Source organism: Pseudoalteromonas sp. S16_S37 (assembly GCF_014694405.1).
In the GTDB taxonomy this organism is placed as follows: Bacteria; Pseudomonadota; Gammaproteobacteria; order Enterobacterales; family Alteromonadaceae; genus Pseudoalteromonas.
The window spans coordinates 20,641-45,748 of the sequence record NZ_JAAUWV010000009.1 but is presented as its reverse complement, the minus strand read 5'-3'; the positions used below and the strand labels follow the sequence as shown (position 1 = coordinate 45,748).

General features: G+C 41.8%; 22 protein-coding genes and 1 pseudogene. 13 read left to right on the top strand and 10 right to left on the bottom strand.

Translation table 11 applies throughout. The features are described from left to right. Nucleotides 1–478 precede the first annotated feature (478 nt). Nucleotides 479–2,632, bottom strand: a complete 2,154-nt coding sequence (locus HC733_RS06540) for a M3 family metallopeptidase (RefSeq protein WP_190364250.1) — start codon at nucleotides 2,630–2,632, stop codon at nucleotides 479–481. Between the two features lie 191 nt (nucleotides 2,633–2,823). Here HC733_RS06540 and HC733_RS06535 point away from each other — a divergent pair, with 191 nt between their 5' ends. Next, entirely contained in the window at nucleotides 2,824–3,396 is a 573-nt protein-coding gene (locus HC733_RS06535) for a DJ-1/PfpI family protein (RefSeq protein WP_190364249.1), read from the top strand. 72 nt (nucleotides 3,397–3,468) lie between these two features. Here the strand turns inward: HC733_RS06535 and HC733_RS23515 are convergent, their stop codons facing one another. The 4 genes from HC733_RS23515 to HC733_RS06515 form a co-directional block, all read right to left on the bottom strand. Beyond that, on the bottom strand, nucleotides 3,469–6,918 hold the full coding sequence (locus tag HC733_RS23515) for an ATP-binding protein (RefSeq protein ID WP_190364248.1): 3,450 nt from the start codon (nucleotides 6,916–6,918) through the stop codon (nucleotides 3,469–3,471). A gap of 1 nt (nucleotide 6,919) precedes the next feature. Next, nucleotides 6,920–7,816: a GGDEF domain-containing response regulator gene (locus tag HC733_RS06525; RefSeq protein ID WP_190364247.1), complete on the bottom strand. Its 897-nt coding sequence runs from the start codon at nucleotides 7,814–7,816 to the stop codon at nucleotides 6,920–6,922. Between the two features lie 192 nt (nucleotides 7,817–8,008). Then, nucleotides 8,009–8,980, bottom strand: a complete 972-nt coding sequence (locus HC733_RS06520; RefSeq protein WP_190364246.1) for a glutathione S-transferase family protein — start codon at nucleotides 8,978–8,980, stop codon at nucleotides 8,009–8,011. 13 nt (nucleotides 8,981–8,993) lie between these two features. Further along, nucleotides 8,994–9,833 (bottom strand): pirin family protein, encoded by an 840-nt coding sequence (locus HC733_RS06515; protein WP_190364245.1) that lies wholly within the window; start codon nucleotides 9,831–9,833, stop codon nucleotides 8,994–8,996. Between the two features lie 169 nt (nucleotides 9,834–10,002). On the opposite strand from HC733_RS06515, the gene HC733_RS06510 reads away from it, so the two are divergent. Further along, nucleotides 10,003–10,980: a hypothetical protein gene (locus tag HC733_RS06510; RefSeq protein ID WP_238937471.1), complete on the top strand. Its 978-nt coding sequence runs from the start codon at nucleotides 10,003–10,005 to the stop codon at nucleotides 10,978–10,980. Nucleotide 10,981: 1 nt separating this feature from the next. Here HC733_RS06510 and HC733_RS06505 read toward each other — a convergent pair whose 3' ends face one another. Further along, on the bottom strand, nucleotides 10,982–11,917 hold the full coding sequence (locus HC733_RS06505; protein WP_190364243.1) for a class I SAM-dependent methyltransferase: 936 nt from the start codon (nucleotides 11,915–11,917) through the stop codon (nucleotides 10,982–10,984). Nucleotides 11,918–12,015: 98 nt separating this feature from the next. Beyond that, nucleotides 12,016–13,734 carry an amidohydrolase gene (locus HC733_RS06500; RefSeq protein WP_190364242.1) on the bottom strand — a complete coding sequence of 573 codons (1,719 nt, stop codon included), beginning with the start codon at nucleotides 13,732–13,734 and terminating at the stop codon, nucleotides 12,016–12,018. Between the two features lie 71 nt (nucleotides 13,735–13,805). Between HC733_RS06500 and HC733_RS06495 the strand changes: the two genes are divergently transcribed. Beyond that, nucleotides 13,806–14,483: a response regulator transcription factor gene (locus tag HC733_RS06495; RefSeq protein WP_190364241.1), complete on the top strand. Its 678-nt coding sequence runs from the start codon at nucleotides 13,806–13,808 to the stop codon at nucleotides 14,481–14,483. Continuing rightward, on the top strand, nucleotides 14,476–15,660 hold the full coding sequence (locus HC733_RS06490; protein ID WP_190364240.1) for a sensor histidine kinase: 1,185 nt from the start codon (nucleotides 14,476–14,478) through the stop codon (nucleotides 15,658–15,660). The genes HC733_RS06495 and HC733_RS06490 overlap by 8 nt, the downstream gene beginning before the upstream one ends. Nucleotides 15,661–15,662: 2 nt before the next feature. Here HC733_RS06490 and nhaR read toward each other — a convergent pair whose 3' ends face one another. Next, nucleotides 15,663–16,556 carry a transcriptional activator NhaR gene (nhaR, locus tag HC733_RS06485; RefSeq protein ID WP_190364239.1) on the bottom strand — a complete coding sequence of 298 codons (894 nt, stop codon included), beginning with the start codon at nucleotides 16,554–16,556 and terminating at the stop codon, nucleotides 15,663–15,665. A 124-nt stretch (nucleotides 16,557–16,680) separates the two neighbouring features. Here nhaR and HC733_RS06480 point away from each other — a divergent pair, with 124 nt between their 5' ends. The 5 genes and pseudogenes from HC733_RS06480 (at nucleotide 16,681) to HC733_RS06460 (ending at nucleotide 19,177) form a co-directional block, all read left to right on the top strand. Further along, nucleotides 16,681–16,983 carry a hypothetical protein gene (locus HC733_RS06480; RefSeq protein ID WP_190364238.1) on the top strand — a complete coding sequence of 101 codons (303 nt, stop codon included), beginning with the start codon at nucleotides 16,681–16,683 and terminating at the stop codon, nucleotides 16,981–16,983. Between the two features lie 208 nt (nucleotides 16,984–17,191). Beyond that, nucleotides 17,192–17,623, top strand: a complete 432-nt coding sequence (locus HC733_RS06475) for a hypothetical protein (protein ID WP_190364237.1) — start codon at nucleotides 17,192–17,194, stop codon at nucleotides 17,621–17,623. Between the two features lie 204 nt (nucleotides 17,624–17,827). After that, nucleotides 17,828–18,127, top strand: a complete 300-nt coding sequence (locus HC733_RS06470) for a DoxX-like family protein (protein ID WP_446727620.1) — start codon at nucleotides 17,828–17,830, stop codon at nucleotides 18,125–18,127. A gap of 12 nt (nucleotides 18,128–18,139) precedes the next feature. Continuing rightward, nucleotides 18,140–18,412 (top strand): annotated as a pseudogene (locus HC733_RS23615) (serine hydrolase); the annotation flags it as partial. Nucleotides 18,413–18,430: 18 nt separating this feature from the next. Further along, nucleotides 18,431–19,177 carry a hypothetical protein gene (locus HC733_RS06460; RefSeq protein ID WP_190364236.1) on the top strand — a complete coding sequence of 249 codons (747 nt, stop codon included), beginning with the start codon at nucleotides 18,431–18,433 and terminating at the stop codon, nucleotides 19,175–19,177. 102 nt (nucleotides 19,178–19,279) lie between these two features. Here HC733_RS06460 and HC733_RS06455 read toward each other — a convergent pair whose 3' ends face one another. After that, a complete protein-coding gene (locus HC733_RS06455; RefSeq protein WP_190364235.1) occupies nucleotides 19,280–20,173 on the bottom strand; it encodes a response regulator in 894 nt (297 codons plus the stop codon). A gap of 229 nt (nucleotides 20,174–20,402) precedes the next feature. On the opposite strand from HC733_RS06455, the gene HC733_RS06450 reads away from it, so the two are divergent. The 4 genes from HC733_RS06450 (at nucleotide 20,403) to arfB (ending at nucleotide 23,821) form a co-directional block, all read left to right on the top strand. Next, nucleotides 20,403–21,077 carry a chromosome partitioning protein ParA gene (locus HC733_RS06450; RefSeq protein ID WP_238937469.1) on the top strand — a complete coding sequence of 225 codons (675 nt, stop codon included), beginning with the start codon at nucleotides 20,403–20,405 and terminating at the stop codon, nucleotides 21,075–21,077. A gap of 197 nt (nucleotides 21,078–21,274) precedes the next feature. Beyond that, on the top strand, nucleotides 21,275–22,555 hold the full coding sequence (locus HC733_RS06445) for an efflux RND transporter periplasmic adaptor subunit (RefSeq protein ID WP_190364233.1): 1,281 nt from the start codon (nucleotides 21,275–21,277) through the stop codon (nucleotides 22,553–22,555). 17 nt (nucleotides 22,556–22,572) lie between these two features. Then, a complete protein-coding gene (locus HC733_RS06440) occupies nucleotides 22,573–23,268 on the top strand; it encodes an ABC transporter ATP-binding protein (RefSeq protein ID WP_190364232.1) in 696 nt (231 codons plus the stop codon). Between the two features lie 139 nt (nucleotides 23,269–23,407). Continuing rightward, a complete protein-coding gene (arfB, locus tag HC733_RS06435) occupies nucleotides 23,408–23,821 on the top strand; it encodes an alternative ribosome rescue aminoacyl-tRNA hydrolase ArfB (RefSeq protein ID WP_190364231.1) in 414 nt (137 codons plus the stop codon). 57 nt (nucleotides 23,822–23,878) lie between these two features. Here the strand turns inward: arfB and HC733_RS06430 are convergent, their stop codons facing one another. After that, nucleotides 23,879–25,108 carry an ATP-binding protein gene (locus tag HC733_RS06430; protein ID WP_190364230.1) on the bottom strand — a complete coding sequence of 410 codons (1,230 nt, stop codon included), beginning with the start codon at nucleotides 25,106–25,108 and terminating at the stop codon, nucleotides 23,879–23,881.

Genomic DNA, 25,108 nt, shown 5'->3' with positions numbered 1-25,108 from the left:
TGAAACTTTAACGCTATTAGCAACAAACTGAACTTTACCTTAATAAAGTATGAGTATTTATAACAAACAGAACGAAAAAACTCAAACAAAGTAACTAGAATAAAAAATAAAAACCATACAAAAAAACTAAAAAAACACAATTATTCCATTTAATTCAATAAAATACACACTCATCTGACCAGATTAAAAATAACCCACTTTTTATAGGTTTTTCTCTGAATAGGGCTTTTTCACTGCGATTGTAGATTAAAATAGTTAACTAAGATAGGAACTCGTAAACCCCCTTTACAAACTTTTTGTTCATTTCTCTGGTTATTTTTTGTCACTAAGATCTTTTTGATGAGCAAATTTCACCCAACCCGCACAATAACTCAGCTTCGATCACTAACACAAAAAGCAGCATAGTTTACACACACAGGCCACACAAAATTAAAGCAAAAAAAGAGGGCTAAACTAAGCCCTCACATTGATCTCATTATTATTTGGTAACGGGAAAGCCTCTATCGCGCATCAACGCACTTACATCAGCGTCTCTACCTCTAAACAAACGATATGCTTGCGCAGGGTCCATCGCATTTCTTACAGAAAATAGATATTTCACCAATCGCTCAGACACTTGTTTGTCATAAAAACCACCTGGCGCACTTGCAAATGCTTCTGCTGCATCTGAAGTCAGCACTTCAGCCCATAAATATCCATAGTAGCTTGCTGCATAACCTTCAGAAGAGAACACATGACCAAAATGAGTACTGCGGTGACGCATAACAAGTTCTTTTGGCATGCCAAGTTTATCTAATTGCGCTTTTTCAAATTTTGCAGGCTCAATGAGTGCAGGATCTGTGCTGTGATAAAGTAAATCCGTCATCGCAGATGCAAGATACTCCGTTGTCGCAAAACCTTGATTGAATGTTGCTGACTTTTTAATTTTTGCGATCAGCTCTTTTGGCATCGGCTTGCCTGTTTCCTGATGTACAAGGAAATTATTAATAACTTCGTCCGTGGTTAACCAGCGCTCTAACAGCTGCGATTGAAACTCCGTATAGTCACGCACACCGTTATGCGAACTTGGATAAACTACATTAGCAGATAGGAAATGTAATGCATGACCAAATTCGTGGAAGTAGGTTTCAGCATCTGACCAAGAAATCAAAGTTGGCTTACCTTCGACGCCCTTAACAAAGTTAGAGTTGTTTGAGCTAAGCACATTTTTTGGTCCATCAAACGTTGTATAACTTCTATAAGTAGTAGCCCATGCTCCCGAGCGCTTACCTTTGCGAGCGAACGGGTCTAGATACCATAAACCGATATGTTTACCTGTTACTTTATCTGTTACTTCCCAAACGCGCACATCAGGGTGAAATACCGGCACTTTTCCAGCAGGTACTTCAGAGAACTCAAAGTTGAACAGTCTGCCGGCAACATAGAACATTGCCTCTCTAAGCTTATCTAGCTGTAGATATTGCTTAACCTCATTCGAGTCTAAGTCATACTTGTCTTTACGCACCTTTTCTGCATAAAAACGATAATCCCATGGCTCAATAGTAATATCTGCACCTTCTTTGTCAGCGATAGCCTGCATATCTGCAACTTCTTCTTTTACTCGAGCAATTGCGGCGGGCCATACTTTGTTCATTAATTCCATCGCGTTTTCAGGCGTTTTTGCCATGCGAGATTCAAGCTGCCACTGTGCGTAGTTGTCATAACCGAGCAAATTCACGCGTTCATGACGCAGGGTTAGAATATCTTTGATAATTGCGTTGTTATCATATTCATCACCATTGCCACCACGATTGTAGTAGTTTTTCCACACTTGCTCTCTTAGAGCACGCTCAGTCGAGTAGGTTAAAAACGGATCCATAGAAGAGCGAGAATTTGTAACTGCATACATCCCCTCTTTGCCACGTTCTTTTGCGGCTGCAGCCGCGGCTTCAATAAACGAAGAAGGTAGTCCAGATAACTGATCTTGCGTTAGATAAACCACATAATTTTCTTCATCCGCTAAAACATTGGCTGAAAATTTGGTGTATAAAGAGGCAAGTTCTTGGTTAATTTGCGCATAACGCTCTTTGGCTTCACCTGTTAACGTTGCGCCATTGCGGGCAAAGCTATTGTAGGTCATCCAGGTAATACGTTGTTCTTCAGGAGTGAGTTTTTTTAGCTCTTCGCTCTCGTAAACCGTTTTGATTCTCTCGAATAGCTTACTGTTTTGGTTGATTTTAGAATAGAAAGAAGACAATTTAGGCGCCATCTCACTACTGATCTCACGTAGCTCTGGGCTCGACTTGTTAGCTCTCCAAATACCATAATATGCATAAACTCGGTCAAGAGTTTGTCCCGCAGCTTCTAAGGCAACAATGGTATTTTTAAATGTCGGAGCTTCAGGATTATTTGCGATGGCTTCAACCTCAGCAAGCTGTTCAGCCATACCCGCTTCCAAAGCTGGTTTTAAATCTGCAAGTTCCATCTTATCAAACTGAGGAACGCCTTGATAAGGCCCTTTAAATTCTTGTAGCAATAGATTGCTTTGTACAACCTGTTCAGCGACAACTTGTTCTTGGGTTGAAGTAGTACTACACCCAGCCAGAGCTAGCAAGACCGCAGCACTCAAGGCCTTTATTGTTGGTTTAATCATAATATACTCTTAGTATTTTTATTTTATTAATTTGGCATTAAAACCATCCCAGTCTAAATGGGGAACAAAAAACTGCAACATTTAAGCGGTAAAAATACAATTACTGCGGTGAACGTAAAATTGGGTTATCATTTTTTGAGCTCTATAACTACACTGTTAGCTTGGGTTCTATTGCAATTAGCGGAGACCTTATGGAAGTTGGAATTTTCATCTATGATGGCGTCGAAATACTTGATTTTTGTGGTCCTTATGAAGTTTTTTCATCAGCCAACAAACTTGTTAACGAACACCTCGGTGTCAGTCTAGTAGCCCCAACCCAAGCGCCAGTGAGAACACGGGGCGGTATGAGTGTAAACCCCCATTACAGTATCTACTCAAACCCTCACTTTGATTTGTTAGTCGTAGCTGGCGGAAAGCATCAAGGAATAATGAAAAACCCAACCGTTCTTCATTGGCTTGCAGAGACGGCTCAACATACCCGAGCATGTGCTTCGGTAAGCACCGGGGTATTTCTGTATGCAGAGGCAGGGCTCATTGATGGAAAAAAAGTCACCACACATCAACAAGAAATAGAAGAGTTAAAAACTAAGTATCCGCAACTGAATGTCGTCGACAATACTCGCTACATCATGGATCAGAATTTTACTAGCTCAGCGGGTATATCTGCTGGTATTGATATGTGCTTAGCACTTGTAAAAAAAAGATTTGGTGACAAAGTCGCTCAGCAAACTGCCCTGCAAATGGAATATACTTGGTGCCTATGATCTTAGCTCCAACACCCTTAGTGACTATAGATCGGTGCTGCTACCCAACACCTGTCTAAAATCTACAAGATACTAGCTGGCCGCATTTAAAACCTGAGAATCAATTGCCCTATAGACCCGCTCTAATTCAAGTTGAATTTCTGAGTATATCATCCGATGGATATTACTTTGCGCTTCATCTTTAGCTGCAATCTCAAGCTTATTTGTTAAATAGTGCAAACGCTTGGCGCCAACATCCCCAGCTTGACCTTTGAGTGCATGTGCCGCTTGTTTTATCTTGTCATGATCAACTTGCTCTATCGCATCAGTCATTTCTATAAAGCGAGCATTGGCACTTTCTTTAAAAAGCTCACAAATTTTAGTGTACAAGCTCTCATCATTCATCAAGCGGGCCAAAGCGGCTTCACTATCTAATGATGGTATATTGGCATCCATTTCATCATCATTGAACTCACTGGCATTATATTGACTAGCTTGAATTGGCTCGCGCTCATCCTCTTCATTGGATGGAGATGCATCATCTACGTATTTCATCAAAATATTGAATAGTTTCTGTGCATCTATCGGTTTTGTAACGTAATCATCCATGCCCACAGACTTGCAGCGCTCTTCTGCTCCATCCATAGCACTTGCAGTCAAAGCGATGATAGGTATGGACTTATATAGTTCGCTGCCTTCTCCTGCTCGTACAGCGGCTGTTGCAGCATAACCGTCCATAATTGGCATATTACAGTCCATTAAAATGGCAAGTACTTCACTTTGCTCTAAGGCAAGGTAGTTTAATTTTTCCAGCAACTCTTGAGCAGAATGTACCAATATAGAATTTATGCTCTGGCCATTTAAAACGCCTTTGGCTACTTCTAAATTAATTTGGTTATCATCGACCACTATAACTGTTTGCCCTTTAAGTGCAGAAAATTTGCTTGCAAAGTTTTGGCTTTTAATACTGCTATCTTTGAGGTCAAAAAGAGCGAGCGTGTCTGGTTTGTTAAAAGCGGCGAGCACATCAATATAGGCTACTGGCTTACTCATAGTCGCTAACGCATATTTGGGTGGAGTAGGGTCACTTATAGGGTCAAAAATAAAACATGCCTTTTTGTCTAAGTTCGCGGCAGTTGATAAATTTTGTCCAAGTTCACTACCAAAATCAACCAACCAAAAATCAGCATGATTCAAGTCACAAATTATAGCGCCAAATAGGCTCAACACTTTTTTCCAATACTGTTCTTCTTGCTCTGTTTTTGCAGCCAAGAAAATCTTTTTTCCACTGAGAATAGGGCGCAAATAAAGCGGCTTAGCATCGCTACGCTGATATGGAATAGAAAAAACAAACGTGCTACCAGTTCCTTTTTCTGACTTAAAGTCTATTTTTCCACCCATAAGCTCACACAGTTGTTTGCATATGGATAAGCCTAATCCTGTTCCACCATACTCACTTGATACATTTTGTGTTTCTTGGCTGAAGGCTTCAAATAATCGGTCATAGTTTTGCTTTGCAATGCCAACGCCGGTATCCCTAATTGATACATCGAGCCACACCAGCTCTCCTTCGTCTTTGGTATTGGCATGAATGTACACACCACCTTTGACGGTAAACTTAATCGCGTTACTAATTAGGTTATACAGTATTTGTTTTAATCGCCCAGCGTCGCCTGTCAGGCTTAAATATCTAACGTCTGTTAAATCTAAAAGGTATTGAAGGTGTTTTTGTTGGGCTTTAATACCAACCGAACTGGCAACATGTTCAATTAATTGAATTGGATTGAAAGGCTGTGAATCAATTTCAAGCTTCCCTGCTTCGATTTTGGATAAATCAAGTACATCATTAATTAAGCTTAACAAGGTCTTGGCACTGGTACTCATCATTTCTAGGTAATTAGACTGCTGCTGACTCACCACCTCTCTTCTGACTAATTCAAGAGTGCCTAAGATGCCGTTTAGTGGCGTACGCATTTCGTGGCTAATACTAGAGATAAAAGCACTTTTCACCTTAGAAGACTCTTCTGCACGACGTTTAGCCAATGCCAACTCTAAGGTTCTTTGCTCAACTTGCGCTTCTAATGATGCATTCATCTTTACGATTTCAGCTTTGGCTTTGTTTTGCTCCGTTGTATCCGTTACAAACAGCGCAAAACCAAGTAATTTCTCTTCAACTGAATGAATGGGGGATGCCGTTAAGTATAAATCGCGTGATGTTCCATCAAGCTCAACGCTTATTTCTAATGGTTCAGGGGGGAGTTTATGAGAGACATAGTATAGGGTTGAATGAAAGTAATCACTTGGTATATAGCGGCCTAACAGTTTATATGGACCTATTGAAAGCCCTTGTAATTCTGTGAAAAATTGCTCGGCCGCAATATTGTGACTGGTTATTTCAAGTTCGTTATTAAAACCAATAATGCCATCGGATGCACCGTTAATGATATCCGCCAACTCAGATCTAGCTTCCAGCAACTGCTGACTATTTCTAAAGTATGCCCATAGTGCCAACACCCCCAAAGTAAATAAAAGAACGACAATAAAAATCACTGTATAAGCATTCAATCGCCTATCAAACAGTGCTTCTTCATATTGTCCGTAAGGAACTAAACTAACGCCCTCAACCTTACCCATCTCTGAGTTAGACGACACAAATAAGTCAGCTTTCATAGCCAGATACTGCATATTCTCAGAGCTCGCTACGAGTACACCATCTACTAACCATGGCTTTTGCTTAAAGTACGATTGCCATGTCATATCAGCATTAAGGTCTTTACTAAAACGCAGGCTTTCATTGGGGTGATAAATAAAATGACCATCAGGTGTTAGCAAATTCGATAAAACCCCCACTGGCAACACACTTTTTAGCTTATCTAGCAATATCTGTGCGTTTATATTAACCACCAAAACGGCAAATAGCTCATTACTTTCGTTGTATACTGGCGTGGCAACACGTAAAGTGGGCTCAAGTGGATAGACAATCTCTCCGTGCTCTCTATTCAAATCAATTTGCGATGCATATATGCGCCGCTCTTTGAGTTTTATTGTTCGTGAAAAGTATTCTCGATGTGCTTTGTTTTGTAATTTTGCTGCAGGCTGAATTGATATCAAGCCACCATAACGGTCTGCTCTGACAAGCTCATCACCAGTTTTTCCATCCAGCAGCCGCAACTGATTAATTTCACCATAGGTATACATCATCGAACTAAATATCATTGATAGTCGTGTTTTCCACTGCTCAGAGGTTGTGTGGTCTTTTGGATCAATACCTTGATTACGCTGTGCTCTTGAGATCCCCTGAATGGGCGGGGTATCAACCAAAAAATTGATGTAGTTCCTGTAGATTTGCAACTCACTTTTAAACATATCCTTTTGCTGCACTAAGGCATCGGATAATTGTTGAGTGACTTTGTTTTGCGCCTGCCGTTCAATATTATTATCATATAAAACAACAACTACAGCCATAGCAAGTGCTAACAACGCTAAACTACCACCCAGCGAGCTATTCTTAATCACACGAAAAATAGATTGTTTGTTTGTCACGCTATAGCTCCTTTATAGTGACACAATTGCGACCACTTTCTTTTGATATGTAGAGTTGCTCATCCGCCACCTGTAGCCACTTTTGATCATTGGCATCGCTCACCACATTGCTATACACGCCACCAATACTGAGTGTTATTCTGCCAAATGGCGAGCCATCATGGGGAATACTCGCATTTTCTATGCGCTGCTTTAGTTTGCTTGTCAGCGTTTCTAAGCCGTGTTTATCAACCTGCGGCATAATGCACACAAATTCCTCCCCACCATATCTAACTACCGCGTCTTCACCGCGAGAATGGTTAGTCTCTATAAGTTGAGCAACCTGTTTTAAACACTCGTCTCCTTTGAGATGCCCATAAAAATCATTATATTTTTTAAACCTGTCAATATCGGCCATAAATAGCGAAAATGCCGTACCATTGCGTTTAGCGTAAGAGAGCCTCTTTTCAAGCTCAGAGGTAAGATAGTGGCGGTTATACACTTGGGTAAGCCCATCGATGAATGCCATAGACTTTAACTTTGCATACTGACTTTGCAATTTAACTTGTGCATCAACTCGGTGCTGCAAAGTTAAGGCATTAACGGGCTTGATAACAAAGTCACTACCGCCCGCTTGCCAACACATTGTTTGTTCATTGTCTTCATGGTGTGAGGTAACAAAAATCACCGGGATATCTTTGGTTGATTCTTTATTTTTAAGGGCTTTGCAAGTTTCTAAACCATTCAAGCCAGGCATTTCTACATCCATCAAGATGACGTCTGGGATTTTTGCTTCACAAAACTTTATGCAATCATAACCGCTGACACAGCGCTCAACGATGTAGCTTGAGGAAAGGATTTTTTGGATAACCAAAAAATTTATATCATCGTCTTCAACAACCAAGATGTTTGCGCGCATCGAAACTTAATCCGTAAGTACTTTTTACTACTTTTGATTAGTTATAACTTTAGTTGAGCATTACGTATTTGCAAAAATCAAGCGGCATAAGAGCCGCCTGCATGCTGTGGATTGGTACTACTCTATCTAAATGATTGCACTAAAAAAGCACAGCATTTTGCATGGCTGTGCTTAACAACTATTAGGGATATGTTAACGACGGTTGTGCTTCGACCAATAGTTAATATCAGGTCCTTTTGGCACTACTTCCGTTGGATTAATCATGGTATGGCTATAGTAGTAATGTCTTTTGATATGCTTAAAGTCAACCGTATCAGCAACATTCGGCCACTGATATAAATCTCGCAAGTAATTAGCAATATTTGGATAGTCTTCAATTTGCTGTTTATTGCATTTAAAGTGCCCAAAATACACGGCATCAAAGCGGATCAAAGTAGTAAATAAACGCCAATCAGCTTCCGTTGGACTGTTTCCTACAAGGTATAAAGAGTCGGCTAAAATGGCTTCTATTTTATCCAACGCAGCAAATAATGAGTCAAAAGCTTGTTCATATGCTTCTTGTGTTGTGGCAAAACCGCAGCGATATACCCCGTTATTAATGTTTTTGTAAACATAGTCATTAATATGATCAATGGATGACTGCAGACGCTCTGGGTAGTAATCGTCTCGATTGCCAGTTATCTCATCAAAAGCGCTATTAAACATGCGAATAATTTCACTCGACTCGTTACTGACGATCCTTTTTTGCTGCTTATCCCAAAGTACAGGCACAGTGACACGCCCCGAGTAGTTACTATCGTTGAGCGTATATAACTGGTGCATAAACTCGTGACCGTATAAATCATCCCCTGAACTACCGCTGGAGGTGTCAAATGTCCAGCCATTACTGAGCATATCAGGGCTGACTATCGATACAGAAATATGCTCTGTTAATCCTTTTAATGCTCTGAAGATTAAAGTACGGTGCGCCCAAGGGCAAGCAAGCGACACATACAAATGATAGCGACCAGAGCTCGCTTTAAACCCTGCTTCACCCGTTGGCCCAGCAGAGCCATCTCTAGTGATCCAGTTTCTCAGCTTTGCCGCCTCACGTTCAAACTTGCCGTCACTTTTGTTGGTGTCATACCACTTGTCTTGCCATTTTCCATCTACCAGTAACCCCATTTCATCCTCCTAACTAAACAATATCGCCAAATTTACCCAACTGATAATCTCTCACAGCTTCACGCAGCTGCTCTTGAGTATTCATAACAAAGGGCCCCATATGCGCGATTTCTTCATTGATAGGTTGACCTGCCAGTACCAGCGCGCCTAAACCATTTGCAGAAGCTGCCAATACCAAGGGTTCGCTAGGTGACACTTCAAGTAAATTGCCCGCAACAAACGCAGAGTCTGCTAGTTGACCGCTGTGAATATAGATCAGCACTTTTTCATGCGCAGATACATCCAATACCGTTTTAGTATGCTTTGGCAATATGACATCGGCAATCGCACCATTACCCGCAAGTCCTTGGATAGCCCCCGCGATGGATTGAGTGTCCATCAACCAGTTGCCTGCTAGAGCTCGTAATTCAACTTGCTCAGAGTTAACTAACTTAGGCACGCCCGTATCCACCGAATCCTGATATTGTGGTGGCCGCATTTTTTCTTTGGCTGGCATGTTCAACCAAATTTGAAAACCGTGCATCCCATTATCTTCATCGACCAAAGGCATTTCACTGTGTACAACTCCTCGACCTGTACTCATCCACTGCACATCACCGCTGCGAATGGCTTTCTTGTTACCCATTTGATCTTGGTGTTCAAACCCACCTTTGCGAATATAGGTAAAGGTTTCAATGCCCCTGTGAGGATGTGGCGGAAATCCGCCCATGTAGTCGCTTTCGTCGTCTGATTTTAGCTCATCAATCATCAAATAAGGATCTAAGCTTTTGCCATCAAACCCAGCGATGCGGTTAATGCGCACACCCGCGCCGTCTTTGGTCGCATAGGCTTTTTGGCTACGAATTACTTTCATTTCTTTGCTCCGAAAAATAGCTAATGACACAACTTTACCAGAACAAAAAAGAACAAAAATTAGCAATTTTCGCCATTAGCATTCTATAAAAACGAACAAACCTCTGACTTGTGCCCAATTTAACTGCAAGTTATGATGAAGAAAAAACAACAGAGAAATACATATCACCATGCGTAGTACATCTCTCACTGTCATGGCTTTTTGTGCTTTTAGCGTATCAGCAATGAATTGTGATCTCACGCCAGCCAATTGGAAAAACATAACCTTTATCAACAGTCCAGAAGCAAACTTGCATAGTTTTTTGACTTATTCAGCGAAAAATTCCGAGAGCTTAGAGCTAGTCATGTCTGACTCGTCTATATCTGACACAGACAAACAAACGTTAAAAAATTCTATCGCTCAATACCAAAACTACACCAAGCAAAAGTACTTTCACCCGCTGTTTAACAACAATGACTTTGGACTAATGACTGATGGGTTTAATCAGGGTAAACCGCTGGCAGAAGTAAAGACAACTTCACTGAGCAAATCTTATTTTGCCTCTGTAGGCTTATATAAAGAGCATATTTGGCCGCGGCATTGCCAACAAAATCAGCAATGGCGCGTTAATTTGCAAAGCAAACTGACACATTACGGTGAAGGGGTATATCAAAGGCTTAGCGACTTACTATTGGGAGAGTTGGTCAGCGCACCAACACATTTCGTTTATGCACACGCTCGGCCATTTACGCGTGAAGGCGCGTTTACTTCTGCTCGAAGTTTTGTCACGCATATTAATTCGTTCCAGCCAAATTATCGTGATTGGTATGCGTTAGAGCTACTTTTCCATGAATTGAGTCATGTGCCTTTTTTTAATAATGAGCGTTTAAAAAACAGTATTGAGCAAGCTTTTGTAGATCAGGGGATAGCAGAGCATGGCCGTATTTGGCACCCAATATTGTTTTACACGGTAGGAGAGGTCACGCGTCAAGCGATAGTAAAAGAAAACCCAGACTACCGACCTTATGCTAATGAGAAACACTTATATCAAGGTCGTTGGGACTATTTGGCGGAGCTAGAGCGCTACTGGCTGCCCTATATCAACGGTCAAGTCTCCTTTGGCGAGGCGCTTGATAATCTAGCCAAAGCTATCAAACAACGCGCTTAACTTAAGCGCCTCGTTTAAATAGTAAACTCTTTAAGCTCGCCTCTGGGTTTATATCTTTAAACTCGGGCGGGTTGTCCAAGCGCTCAACAAATATCATCTCGGGCGCTTGCTGAGCCATTTCGTCGATTAAAAATTGTGAGTCAACGCTTGGGTCATTCACACAAGCAAGTACCCGAGCTTGTTCGCTTAACAGCTCAGGTAGGCGACGCAGAATTTTTTTGTAGTCTTTGGTTAAAGCAAAACTGCCTTTTTGAAATGACGGGGGATCGATGATCACCAGATCATATGGCCCAAACTTACGCACTTTACCCCAAGATTTAAATAATTCATGACCGAGAAATTTAACCTTACTGAGATCGTGCTCATTGGCTCTGTGGTTTTCACGGCCTTTGCTCAACGCCGCTTTGGCCATATCAAGATTTACCACCTGCTTAGCGCCACCAGCAATAGCAGCAACCGAAAAACCACAGGTATAAGCAAACAAATTCAGCACGTTTTTATTTTGCGCATTCGATTTAACCCAGCTGCGGCCATATCGCATATCCAAAAACAAACCGTTATTTTGTTTATTACCTAAGTCCAGCAAAAAGGTCAGGTCGTTTTCAACTACCGTCTGCTGCGCGCTGAAAGTGCCCGACAACACCTGCAACTCGCAATCAGGACGACTACGATGGTGTAATAACACACTCCTGACGTTATTTTGCCAAAGCGGGGTGGCTTGCCAACTTTCAACCAATTCACATAACGCTGGGATAAACTCAGCCTCAGGCTCTTTAAACAATGAAATGAGGATCTGCCCACCAAGCCAATCCACTGTAATATGCTCAAGACCAGCAAAGCATTGGCCTCGGCCATGGAAAAGCCGCCTCACTTGCGAAGGAAAGCTATCAATTTGACGAAGGTGTTGATCAAGTAAAGGCAGGGCTGATGGTGTCATAATAAAAAACTAGGAGTAAACAAGCGCGTTATTGTACGCGCATTTCAAATGTGGCACCACATGCAAAGCGGCTAGTGATGCCAGAAGGGTTAAATGCGCTAATTAGCTTGATAGATCACTTCACCATCAAGCAGCGTCATAACAACCTTCGTCTGCTTTATTTGTTCAGCACTAAGTTCAAATAGGTTTTTATCGAGCACCACGAAATCTGCTCGTTTACCCACTTCAATACTACCCACTAATTGCTCTTGGCGCATCGCATAGGCACCATTAATGGTATATGCCGCAATTGCCTGCGCCAAAGTAATGTTTTGTGGCGCCCGCGAGATAGCATGGCTTATCCCCACGAATGGATTGAATGTACTCACATTCCAATCACTACTTAACGTTAGCGTGGCATTGGCATTTTGTAAGCTCTTAATAGGCACTAAATCTTGCGAGCGCTGTGCACCAATAAGCGGGATATTCTCAGGCCAGTGGGATGGTTGGCTAAACTCACCAGCCACTTGTGCATCAGCAATCACATTCAACTTAGCAAAACGCGAGAAGTCGTCAGGGTCAACCACTTCTAAGTGGGTGATGCGATGTCGAGCCGCACCGTTTGAGGCATTTTCAACGGCATTAAGTGCTTCATGAATGCCTCTATCACCAATACCATGAATATTAAAATCAAAACCAACGGGTTCAAGCGCTTTGATATATTTCTCTAAACGCGCTTGGGTAAAGTAGTTAAGCCCTCTGTTGCCGTACAGATTCAACCAATCAACGTTGTAAGGTTCATGCATTGCCGCGGTACTGTTGACCAAAATGCCATCCATATAAAACTTCACCTGATCTACTTTTAATAAGCTGTCAGTAGGGCGGCTGAACATGGCTTTTAAGCTGGCTAGTTGCTTTTCGTCGCTCATTTGAGGATATGCCCACAAACCTAGGCTCACGCGTAGTGTCAGCTTATCTTCATCTGCCACGCGCTGCCACGTCTGTAAGTGACCGCGTTGCCAATAAGTACGCGCATCACTTATTGAAGTGATACCCACTTTATTTAGCTCGGGCATCGTGTACTCAATTAACCCCCAATAGTCTTGCTCAGAGGCATCTGGGCGCGAGCGCATGGCCAGCTCCATAACCTGATTACCGGCGTTGTCGTACAAAATCCCATTAAGATAACCTTGCTCATCACGCCCAAGTACACCACCAATTGGGTCAGCGCTCTGTTGCGTGATACCAGCAAGCGCTAAAGCCTTACTGTTAACCCACATCGAGTGAGAAGTTTGTTCCATAATGATCACGGGGCGATCTGGGATTGCTTCGTTCAGTACCGACAACGGCGAGCTTGGCATTTCCAGCAAGGTTGCAATCTCGTGGCCATAACCGATTAACCAACCACTACCAGGGTGCTGTAAATTGGCCTCATAAAGAATATCCATGTATTCTTGCTCGCTGGCATAGCTCGGCAGGGTGACTTGCGTTACCTCTGATGCTGACTCCAACGGGTGAATATGTACATCATGGAAACCTGGAAGCAGCATTTTGCCTTTTAAATCGATTACTTGTGTATTGTCATCGATGTAACTTTTAGCTTTATCATCATTGCCAACAAACACAATTTTATTACCCTGAATAGCAACGGCTTGTGCCCATGGTTGCTTACTATCAACAGTGTAAACTTGAGCATTTACAAATACTTTGCTCGCAGGCACTTGGTTAGGCGCAGTGTGAGCGTTTTGTGATAGTGCAGGGGTGTTGTCTGTGCATCCAGATAACGCGCAGCTCAGTGACAGCAGTGTGGTAGAAAATAACATAATAGAACGACTCATAGTTGACTCCTTAGTATTAGCACTACACTATCAAGACAGAGGTAACCGTAAGGTAACAGTATAGGCACCCGATGATTATTTTACTGGTAGAAGATGATACGCTTTTAGCAGCTCACAGCATCGACTTCTTAGCCAAAGAGGGCATTGAAGTCGACTACGCCAGCACGGTTATGCAAGCTAAATCAATTAGTGAGCAACAACGCTATGATGCCATCGTTCTAGACATAAATTTACCCGATGGCGATGGTTTGAGTCTGGCACAGCAGTGGCAACATACTCGCAGCGAGCCAATTTTATTTCTCAGCGCACGTGACACGTTAGCCGACAAACTCACCGCTTTTTCATTTGGCGCATTGGATTACTTAACCAAGCCTTTTGCGCTGGAGGAACTTGCAGTGCGTATTAAACTGTTAGCCAATAAAGCAACACCGAAAACCAACAAACGCTTTGAATTGGACTCGCTGAGTGTAGACCTAAGCGCTAAAATCATCACTCGAGCGCAGCGAGTCATTGTGCTTTCCCCCCAACAGTGGCAATTGCTTGCATTGCTCATTGAGCATTATCCAAACCCGGTAGATAAGGCCACTATTATCAACACCATATGGCCCGATCAAGACTCAAATAACAACATGTATAAATCGCTATTAACACGTTTACGCAGCAACTTAAGCCACGAACATGAAACGCCTTTGCTGCACACACTAAAAAAACAAGGGCTTGTTCTAAGGCGGGAAAACACTGATGAGTGACACGTCTATTATCCGTTACTTAAGTATTCGCATTATCCTGCTGATGTTATTGCTGATGGCATGCTGGATAAGCGTCGCAAAATACGGTTATGAGTTTGCGCTAGATGATAGTGCTGAATACTATTTATACTACGATGCTCAGCTTGTGGAGAAGCAGCAAGTTAAGCTACCAATCAGTGATGATTTTAAACTGATTACGCAACAGCAAAGCGACTTACCCTTAGCAATACAACAAGCTTGGCGAGCGGGCTTGCTACCACTGAACCAAGTGAGCTTAGTCAGTGACACGCTAGACGACATTTATGTATTACCGTGGCAACCGGCATCCTCTAACGCGATACCAATATTTATCTTGCACTTTTTCGACAAACAAGACACTTTGCCCATCATGCCATGGCTCCTGCTCTTACTGGTGCTGTTAAGCATTCCTATTCTCTACATTGTGGTCCGCAGCGCGTTAAAAATACGCAGTGAAATCAATTCATTAACGGAGTTTGTAAACACTAACACCCCCCCTGACGAGCAAAGCAAATTTCAAGAACTAAGCGCATTTTTCAAAGCGCTCAATATCGCTCGCCAAGCCGAACATTTCGCCCAACAAAAAGAGCGCTTGGTGTCGGCATATTTAAGTCACGAAGTACGCACACCTCTGACTCAGATCCAACACGGTATCTCACGCCTACAGCAGCTTGATGATTTACCCGTTGAAGCAGCTGAGGTACTACATAGCTTAGCGTTGTCACAACATCGCCTGACATCAACCAGCAATGCGGTATTGGCTTTGTGGCAACAAGATAATTTAGCCACACAACAACTCGACTTAAGAGGGGTGATCAAGCGTGTAGTACAAAAATTACAAACGCCAGCACAACCAATTGAACTCAACCTCAGTGCCTTTGAAGTTATCAAGCCAATACACCCTGAGCTATTTGAGCTGCTGCTCACCCAAGCCATCGAGAATGCACAGCAACACGGTGCGCCATCATTAACGATAACCTTGAGCGATAACACACTACTGTTAAAAAACCCTATTGCTGAAGATGATAAGAGTACATCAGGTGTGGGGCTGGGTAGCATACTAATAAAACAAATATGCCAGCGGCTAAACTGGCATCAAAATGCGACTTTATGGGATGGTGAGTACATACTTACCATTAAGTTTAAAGCCGCTATGTAAAATTATGCACTTTGTGCATAACGTACAAACTCTGAATAGATGGAGTCTTTGATCAGTCTATCAGGGGTAAACGCATAATAGTGCTGATATACGTTTTCAATCGGGCCAATAAAGCTCACATCTCGATTGCGCTCAATTTCGTCTTTAACTGAGAGCGGCGCGGGGAATAAACCAAACCCTTGCTGACCTAGTGCGATCATTAACGCACTGTCATCAACATGACCTGCAATACTGATTTCAATCTCTAACTCATCTAACCAATAGTGTATGGCACTGGTAACAGGGCTTGATTTAGCAGGTAACACAACGGGCACCTCGCTGAGCGTTTTCGGGTAGTTAGATTGCAATTTATACTGCCAGTCTTTAGCGCCAAAAAAGCCAAGCTGACTTTTACCTATTTCATGGCAAAACACTTTAAATGGTAAGCTGCTATCTAGAGGTTTGTCAGCCAATACCAAGTCCAGTTTGTGGGTCGCCATTTGTGCCAAAAGCTCTGCTTGCTGACCATCAATACACTGTAAATTAGCGATGCGTTCGTTTTCAATAAGTGGAGCCAGCCACTTAGACACCAAAGACTTTGGCAAGGCATCAGATACACCCACTTTTAGAGTACGTGACAACGCACTGATATCCCCTTGTGTCGTCTCCAACCACTCATTCGCGATGGTAAACATATCGTCGGCATATTGCTGAGTGATCTGCCCAAACTCCGTTAAACGTAAACCACGGCCTTCGCGCAAAAATAACGACTTTCCCAAACGCTGCTCAAGACTCGTTATTTGCGCGCTGACAGTTTGCGGCGTTAGATGCAGCACCTTGCTGGCTGCAGCAATACTGCCGTGACGGCTAACTTGCCAAAAGTAATACAAGTGGTTGTAGTTAATGTTGGTTATCATTCGTTAATACCTACCAATAAGTAAGAAATAATCAGCTTTTTTCTTTTTTTATACCTTAGTAGATTTATCCTGTGCCTGCAATTGAGGTGCGACAAATTGATTAAATGTTTATGTGAGCCAAACAATGAAACTTAAGTTATCGATAAAAGACAAAACCGTCACAGCATTGATGAAGGTAAAACTGTCAAAACTGGTAACCGCCCAACTACACAAATATGCGTTAAATATTCGTAGTGTTGAGCTGCATATTGATGATATTGAGTCTCGTGGGCATGGAGTGCTCAAACAATGTCGCATACATCTACACTTACCTGGGCTACCCAGTATTAGGCTCAAAGCAAAAGGTAATAACATGCTACAGGCCATTAAGCGTGCTTTACACAATAGCCAAGTTTTATTGGCTCAAAAGTATGCAATTAATAACTAACCTGCATCCTTATTTTTGCGATAACTATGCAGTAAACAACCATTTTGCAGGCCAACTACAGTTACATTAGTTCCATAGATCCCAAGCACTTGCAGCGGAAAGGATGCCGCTCTATTTCAATACCCTCTATTTAAATAAAACTGATATCAAGCTTTGCAATTAAGAGCCGATAAAAACTTATTAGAATATGGATATTATCGAGGCCCTTGTGAAAACCACACTTACAATGCACCAACCGATCATGCCGGATAAGCCTAAAAGCCAATCTGCTGATAACGAACCTAAAGACTACACAGTACCCACACTGCGCATGACTCCAGAGGCAATGAAAAAGCTCAACACACTCAATAGTGATGAGAAAAAAGACGATAATAAGCCTGCACTCCCAGCTCATATTGAAGCTTTGGTTGAACAACGCAAAAAAATAAAAGAACAAATCAAAGAACAAAAAGAGCGCCTTGAGCAACTCAAAGCGCGGGATGATTTAGACAAAGAAATCAAAGCCGCTTTATTAAAGCAACAAAGTGACACCCTAATGCAACTGCAAATACAATTGATGGGTATCACCCAATCGTTGCAAGAGGCATTAAAAGAATCGGGTATTAGCGATATGGGGTTGTTAGCCGATATCTTAGTTTAGTAAGTTTAAAGCTTGAGTATATTTATATGATGGTCAGAGCTGGCTCTTCTAGGACAATTCTAAAAGATTCAAGAAAAAGGTATACTGGCAAATCACATTATGGCCAGTCGTAGTGTCCAAATTTAACAATTAAAAAGGGATTACTCAGTGTCGTCTGTTCAAATCGCACGATATATGGTCAGCTTTAGTTGGCTATAGCATGGCATATTTCCAAAGCTAGTCCATATCGCACCACTAGAGAGGTTAATGACCGAGAGCTTTGGCTTCTCTGATAGCGTGTCGTATTACATAACAAAGTCAGCAGGTATAGGGGAAGTGCTGTTTGGTGTACTCTTATTCATTTTTTATCGCTCCAAATCAATTGTTATTTTAAACATAATAGGACTTATTGGCTTATTGCTATTTGTGGCTGTGCTGCAGCCTCAGTTACTTAATAACCCGAGTGTATCCGTGCTGGTTTTTAAACAAAATGGAGATGTTGTTTATTCTAAACAATATGGCTAGGCAAATTTAGACACTCAGCAAAAGCCAACACAAAATAGCTTATTTCAGGTCGCGTCAGTCTCTAAACTAGTTACTGGTAGCGCAATATTGAAACTATATGAACAGAGTCAATTACACCGATATGATGATATGAATCAGTATTTTTTCGCCAATCGCGGCAGACTTCGCACGGAGCTTGGGTTTGAGCTATTCAGACATGATGTTGACGAATATCATGTTGGCATTGGCACTTTTATCGTTTATTTTACACAACCATTCTATATGCCCTACGTTGGGTTGTTGTGAGTAAAACAGGTGTACTTAGTGAAATACTTATTCAGTTTATTAGTTTCGTTAGTTTTGACGGGTTGTGCAGTGACTGGTACCGCGAGCAAAGCCGAGTTCCCATTACTAACAAATGCTCCAAATTTTAATGCAAGTGTAAATTCAGTATCTATCATTGCCGATGAAAATTCAGCTGACAACGAGTCTTATGGCGCATTTAATTGGGGCCGTTTTGACGAAACGGATAGAAATAACATTCAACAAGTCATTTTAGAGACACTAAAGAAGAATACTTCTAACTCAGCTGATAACGAGAAAGTTCATGCGAATGTTCATGCTAAAATTCATCGCTATTCACAAGTCATAACAAACGCGAGTTACGCCAGCTTTGTTATTGTTGATTGGTGTTTAGAAAAAAATGGTGAAATTATCATCGACGAAGTATTTTACGCAGGCCATAGCGATGAACTAGACCTACTAACAGGCAAAAGTTTAGGGTGGGCCAAGGGTGAAACTCATAAAGCCATTGCGAGCCGTATCATTAACCAAACGATACAAACACTATCAGAACCCTCTCTTAAAAATGCCTACCCAGAAGAGCATGTGTTTTTAAATGCTGATGATGCCGTGCACGCGCTCCCCACTCAACTCACCTCTGTTGGTACTGCCGGTTTCTCTGGCGGTATATATTACTATGTAAGTCCAACTACAGGGGAGACGAACTTCCATGAAAAATCTGTTTATCAGAAGGTTAATTGGAAGCTAGAGGTTCAAAAAGGTAACTAAATTGCAGTAAACTACCACGAAGGAAAGTTAAAAGCTTCGGCGGAGCTCCTTCGTGGAAACTGCAGGCTAAACTTTTCTAATTAATCAAAAACACTCTTTTAGCTAAAACCCTACCAGCAATACTTTACCCAACGCCATTCCTTCACGCTGGCAGCTAAAGTCGATGCGACTGTCCAATGGCGTATTGTACAACGACTCTAACTTTTTAAACGGCGTGCCAATAAACTTTACCGCTTTAACTCGCAGGCTCATGCGCGTACGCTTATCTAAAAATGCAAACGCAGTGGCATTTAGCGTTTGCTGGCACGACTCTAAAATATCATTGGAAAGAATATTCTGATGGATTGCTTGATAAATTTCTTGTGAGTCTATTTTATGGTGGCTGCTTGCTAATATGCATGTGGCGTAAACATCTAGTAATCCAACCGCACGTATTTTTTGATTGTTAGGATCTTCATACATCGCCATCACACAGGGCACTTTAGTTTCGTCAAAGTACTGTGGTTTAATCGACTGAATAACCATATCTTTATCTACATGCTTATGAATTAAACGCTCAAGCTGAGCAAGCTTTGGCAGGGCCAGTTCACCATTTATCTCTACTTCTTCAAGCATCACTTGGCTTTCTTCAGTGCCTTGAACCAAAGGCAAAAGTTGGTCGTGCAACTGCTGATCTGAAAACGGTTTGGAAAGCACAAATCGGGCACCTGCGCGCAAAGCCTCATCTATCTGCGATTTTTCATCAACCGTGGTGATCATCGCAACCGTCATATTGAGTTGTCGCTTTTTAATTGCTTGCAATAAAGTAAGCCCAGACATGTCAGGCATATACCAGTCGGTTAACACAATATCAGGTTGCCAATTGCCAATTTCCCGCAAAGCAGTCTTAACGCTATTCGCTTTTCTGATGAACAGCTTTCGATAACCAAAGTTCTGTAATGCCCGCCTAACAATTTCTAGCGTCGCTTGGCTATCATCCACAATTAATATCTTCACATTTGACCACTTTATACAAAAACTTGTTTTTTATTATAGGCATATTTTTTATGCATCACTAAACTGAAGAAGAGTATCAACAGAAGTAAGTTATAAATCAATGCAGAGCTTTCAACTATCCGCCGATGTTTTTCAATATATAGCCATAAACTTTGGCTTAATCATTCTAGCAGCTTGGTTTTATATTCTATTGCTAATATTGCGAGAATTCCGTCATTTTGCAACCAGTATGATCAAGCAACAACCAAACGTACAAAGCGAAGACATATTAAACATTTGTCGGGAGTCGGTTGATAATGCGCTTAATTACGTTAATAACAATAGCGAAACAATCGCCCAGCTCTCCCAGATCCAAAACACCTTAGAGCAACAACTTGCCGAGATCAGAAGTTCAACTAAAGATCATATAACCCCTAAAGAAGAAGCGTCGATTAAAGCGCTAAATCAAAAGCTTATTCAATCTCACACCTTAATTAGAAAGTTAAAAGGTGATCTAGATAAAAGCACAGGGATGCTCAAGCAAGCAAAAAAACGACTATACAATCAAAATGATGAAATTGAAGCGTTGCAAAAAGAACACCAGCAGCTGCAGGAGAAATATGAGGCCATTCAGTCACAGGGAGCACCAACGGGAAATATTCAACAAATGACAATGAATTTTGAACGAGAAAGAACCCAAATGATGGATGCTATCAACAGTTACAAGCTGCAAATTGCGGAACAAAATCAAGCGTTAGAACAATTGTCATTACAAGCAGATAATACCAATGATGGCGCAGATCTTAACGAAATAAAAGCAGAACTTGAACAAACAAAACAAGCATTAAAGCATCTAACAAAAGAAAAGAAATTTATTGAAAGCAGGTACTTAGAGTTGACCAAGAAAAACGGAGGCGATGTTTAATCATACAGCTCCTTCTATACCGATTAAAGTAAACACAAAAAACAAATACAAAAAATTAACTTTGGTGACATTTTATAAAAAACAATGTATTTTTGTTTAAGAACTTTCCAGCTACTTTTTCGATTGCTTTTTTTACATGAAGTTAAGTTCGAGCCACTCTTAGTTTTTGACCGTCAAATGGTAAAAAGGGATTACATATGGCGTATATATCAGATACCAGCGCTCAAGATACACAAATAAAAACCAAGCCTTCAAAGGCCAAAAGTATTTGGCTAGCAACGTCTGTCTTACTGGTTATGGTATTTTTGTATTTTATTCTTATGCCTGCGCTTGCCAATTGGACTAGCGGCACAAGCTCAATATCTTTGGACAAAATTAGAGTCGCACAAGTAGAAAAGGGCCTGTTTGTAAAAGATTTTTCGCTACAAGGGAAAGTTGTAGCAGCGAGACGCCCAGTGCTTTATAGCCCAGCTCAAGGAACAGTTACCTATCTTGTTGAAGCAGGTGACAGTGTTGAAAAAGGGCAATCACTGGCGATCATCGACTCTCCAGAGTTAAAGAGCTTGTATAATCAAGAAATTGCAAATTTAACCAAACTACAAACTCATCTCGAACGAGAAAAAATTCAAGTAAAAAAATCTAGTCTCCAGCAAGATAACTTAATAGGTAAAGCTGAAGTGGCACTCAATGCAGCACAGCGAGAGATGCGACGCTCCGAAGATGCGAAAAAGAATAATGTGATAAGCGACATTGATTATCAAAAAGCCAAAGACGACTTACAAAATGCAAAAAGAGAATATCAGCATGTGCTAAAAGAAGTCGCGCTACTTAAAGAAAGTCAAAAATTTGAGATCCAAACTCGGGAATTAGAGCTTGAATCTCAACAAGTCAAAGTCACAGAGTTAAAGCGCCAGGTTGATGGATTGCAGATCACATCTCCAGTAACGGGGCTCGTCGGCAACTTAAACGTGCAACAAAAAAGCTCGGTAACAAAAAACCAAGCATTATTACGAGTAGTTGACTTAACCCAATACGAACTTGAAGTACAAATACCCGAAAGCTATGCCGATGACCTAGCATTGGGGATGGAAGCACAGATCACGCTGAATCATACACAATACGCTGGTGAGCTAGTTGCTATTTCTCCTGAAATATCCCAAGGTTCAGTAAGCGGAAAGATCCGATTCAAAGATACTTCGTTAACTGGGCTTAGACAAAATCAGCGACTCACGACCCGTATTATCCTTGAGCAAAAAAGTGATATTGCCTTTTTACCCAGAGGGCAATTTGTTAATTCTTATAATGGCCAATTTGCTTATGTACTCAACGGTGAAGAAGCCATAAAAACACCGATTGAACTTGGCTCACGCAGCCTAGCGCAGGTAGAAGTTGTTTCAGGCCTCAAACAGGGAGATCGCGTGGTGATCTCAGACACAAATATCTTTAAAGATGCACCGCGTGTGCGTATTTTACAATAGCAGGGATGGCAACATAAATGTTAAAGATGCATAGACTCGCAAAGGCGTTTTACACAGAAAACATTAAGACTCAAGCTTTGCAACCGTTTGATTTGATTATAGAGCAAGGTGAATTTGTCAGTGTTATTGGCCCCTCAGGCTCAGGTAAAACAACCTTTCTCAACATTGCCGGGTTACTCGAAGAGCACAGCGAAGGCTTGTATGAGTTAGATGGTCAAGACGTGTCAAAAATGAAAGATAAGCAAAAATCGGCGTATCGTAATGAAAAGATAGGCTTTATCTTTCAAAGTTTTAATCTAATCCCAGAGCTGAATCTATATGACAACATTGACATGCCACTTCGCTATAGAAAGTTTACTCATAGCGAGCGTAACACACGTATTATTCAAGCCTTAGAGCAGGTTGGTCTTGCTGGGCGTAAAAACCACTACCCATCACAGTTATCTGGCGGCCAACAGCAACGCGTTGCGATTGCTCGTGCAATCGCAGGGTCGCCTTCGGTTATTCTTGCCGATGAGCCAACCGGCAATCTTGATTCAAAAATGGCGGACGGCATCATGTCGCTGTTAAAGGATATCAACGCGCAGGGGACCAGTATTATTATGGTGACCCATGATAACGAACAAGCCGAACAGGCCAGTAGAATAATACAAATCAAAGATGGCTATCTCAATGAGTGTGAACGCACACCACAAGCCATCGCTTACGCATAACATACCAAGCCTATTTTCTGAGTGGCAGGTGCTTTAGCCTGCCGTACAGCTTACTCATACACGTTAACTCATCGTCTATTTTTATGATTGTTCTTGCTGTGGTAGAATCACTCCATCTTTACTTTGTATAACCGCCACTATGTTACGACTTTCAAACAATGTCGAAATTGCAGCTTGGGAAATAGAACTCAGCGCTATTAGAGCGCAAGGTGCAGGCGGTCAAAACGTCAACAAAGTATCCAGCGCCATACATCTTAAATTTGATATCAAAAACTCAGCGCTACCGGAGTTTTATAAGCGACGTTTACTTGCCCTCAACGACAGCCGAATTACCAAAGACGGGGTTATTGTGCTCAAAGCACAGTCGCATCGCACTCAAGAAATGAACAAAGAAGAAGCGTTGCAAAGGCTCAAAACGCTGATATTGGATGCCACCAAAACCCAAAAAGCCCGACGCGAAACCAAACCAACTAAAAGTTCACAGCGAAAACGAGTAGAGAGCAAAGTAAAACGTGGGCAAACCAAAAACCTTAGAGGCAAAATTAAGTTTTAACTTGGTTAGCTTCAGGTTTGGATAAGCGTTTTGAAATAGGAAAATGCGAAGCTTAGGTTAGTTAGCAAAAGGCAAGTAGAGCACGAACTGAGCCCCCCCCCATTTTGAAGTTTCAATCTCGCATCGGCCGCCATGCCAGGATATGATCTTGGCAACAATCGCTAACCCTAAACCAAATCCACCAGAGCTTTTATTGCGGCTTTTTTCTAGTCTTGAGAATGGTTCAAACACTTTAGCGCGCTCATGCTCGGCTATCCCTTGACCATCATCACCTACCACTATCTTTAAATTGTTTTGAGTCTGTTGTAGTTGCACATAGATTTTACTCTCACCATACTTATCTGCATTACCCAAAAGATTTTGTAGCACGCGAGCCATATAGTGGCGCTCTGCGGTAACACATAATTCCTGATATGGACAATCCAACTCTATCTGTTTGGTGGAGGTTCTGTTGAGTTTAGTTAGTTGCTCATCCAATAACGCTACAATATCAAACGGCTCAAATTGTAAGGTATTTTGTGCCATCTCTAAGCGCGCGTAACCGAGCATTTCATCAATTAATACTTCCATTTCTTGCACATCTTGCGACATTTGAGACACCGACTCAGGCGCTTGCGGCTCTAACATTGCTAACGCAAATTTAAGCCTGGCAAGTGGTGTACGTAACTCATGTGACACAGCATTAACGAGATGCTTTTGATTGTTCATTAAGTTTGCGACCTTGGTCGCCATGGTTTGGAATTGGCTCGTTAATGTCGCTATGGCCGAGAAACGAGATGGCGCTATGCAGATATCCAGTTGCCCTTTAGCGAGCTGCTCTGTGACATATTTAAACTGCATTAAGTCCCTCCAGAGGGGGCGTAGCCAAAACATAAGGAGCAATGCCAGTAGTATAAAAGAGCACAACTTCAGTAGATATTTAGGAATAAGTACTTGCTCGACGGGCTTAAACGGGCCCAGTTGCACTACCGTATCGGTGCCTGTTAATAAAAACGATAACAGCGCGTGATTTTGTTCGGTATAAGTGGTAACAATGTCACCGCGCAGCAACTTAGCCTTTTGCTCGGCTAACCAAGCGACTTCGTCCATAGTATAGTGGGTCAGTGACGGTGGCAGCTGCTTGTCGTCAGACAAACTTGCTTGTAAACTTTTGGCAACTTGTGATGCGTGACGTAAATCATCAGGCTCTTGATAAGCGATATGCTGCCAAATTAACTCACTGCCTTGATTGATGGCGATAATACTTAAAAACACCACCAAATATAAGCTGATCAACAAACGGATCAT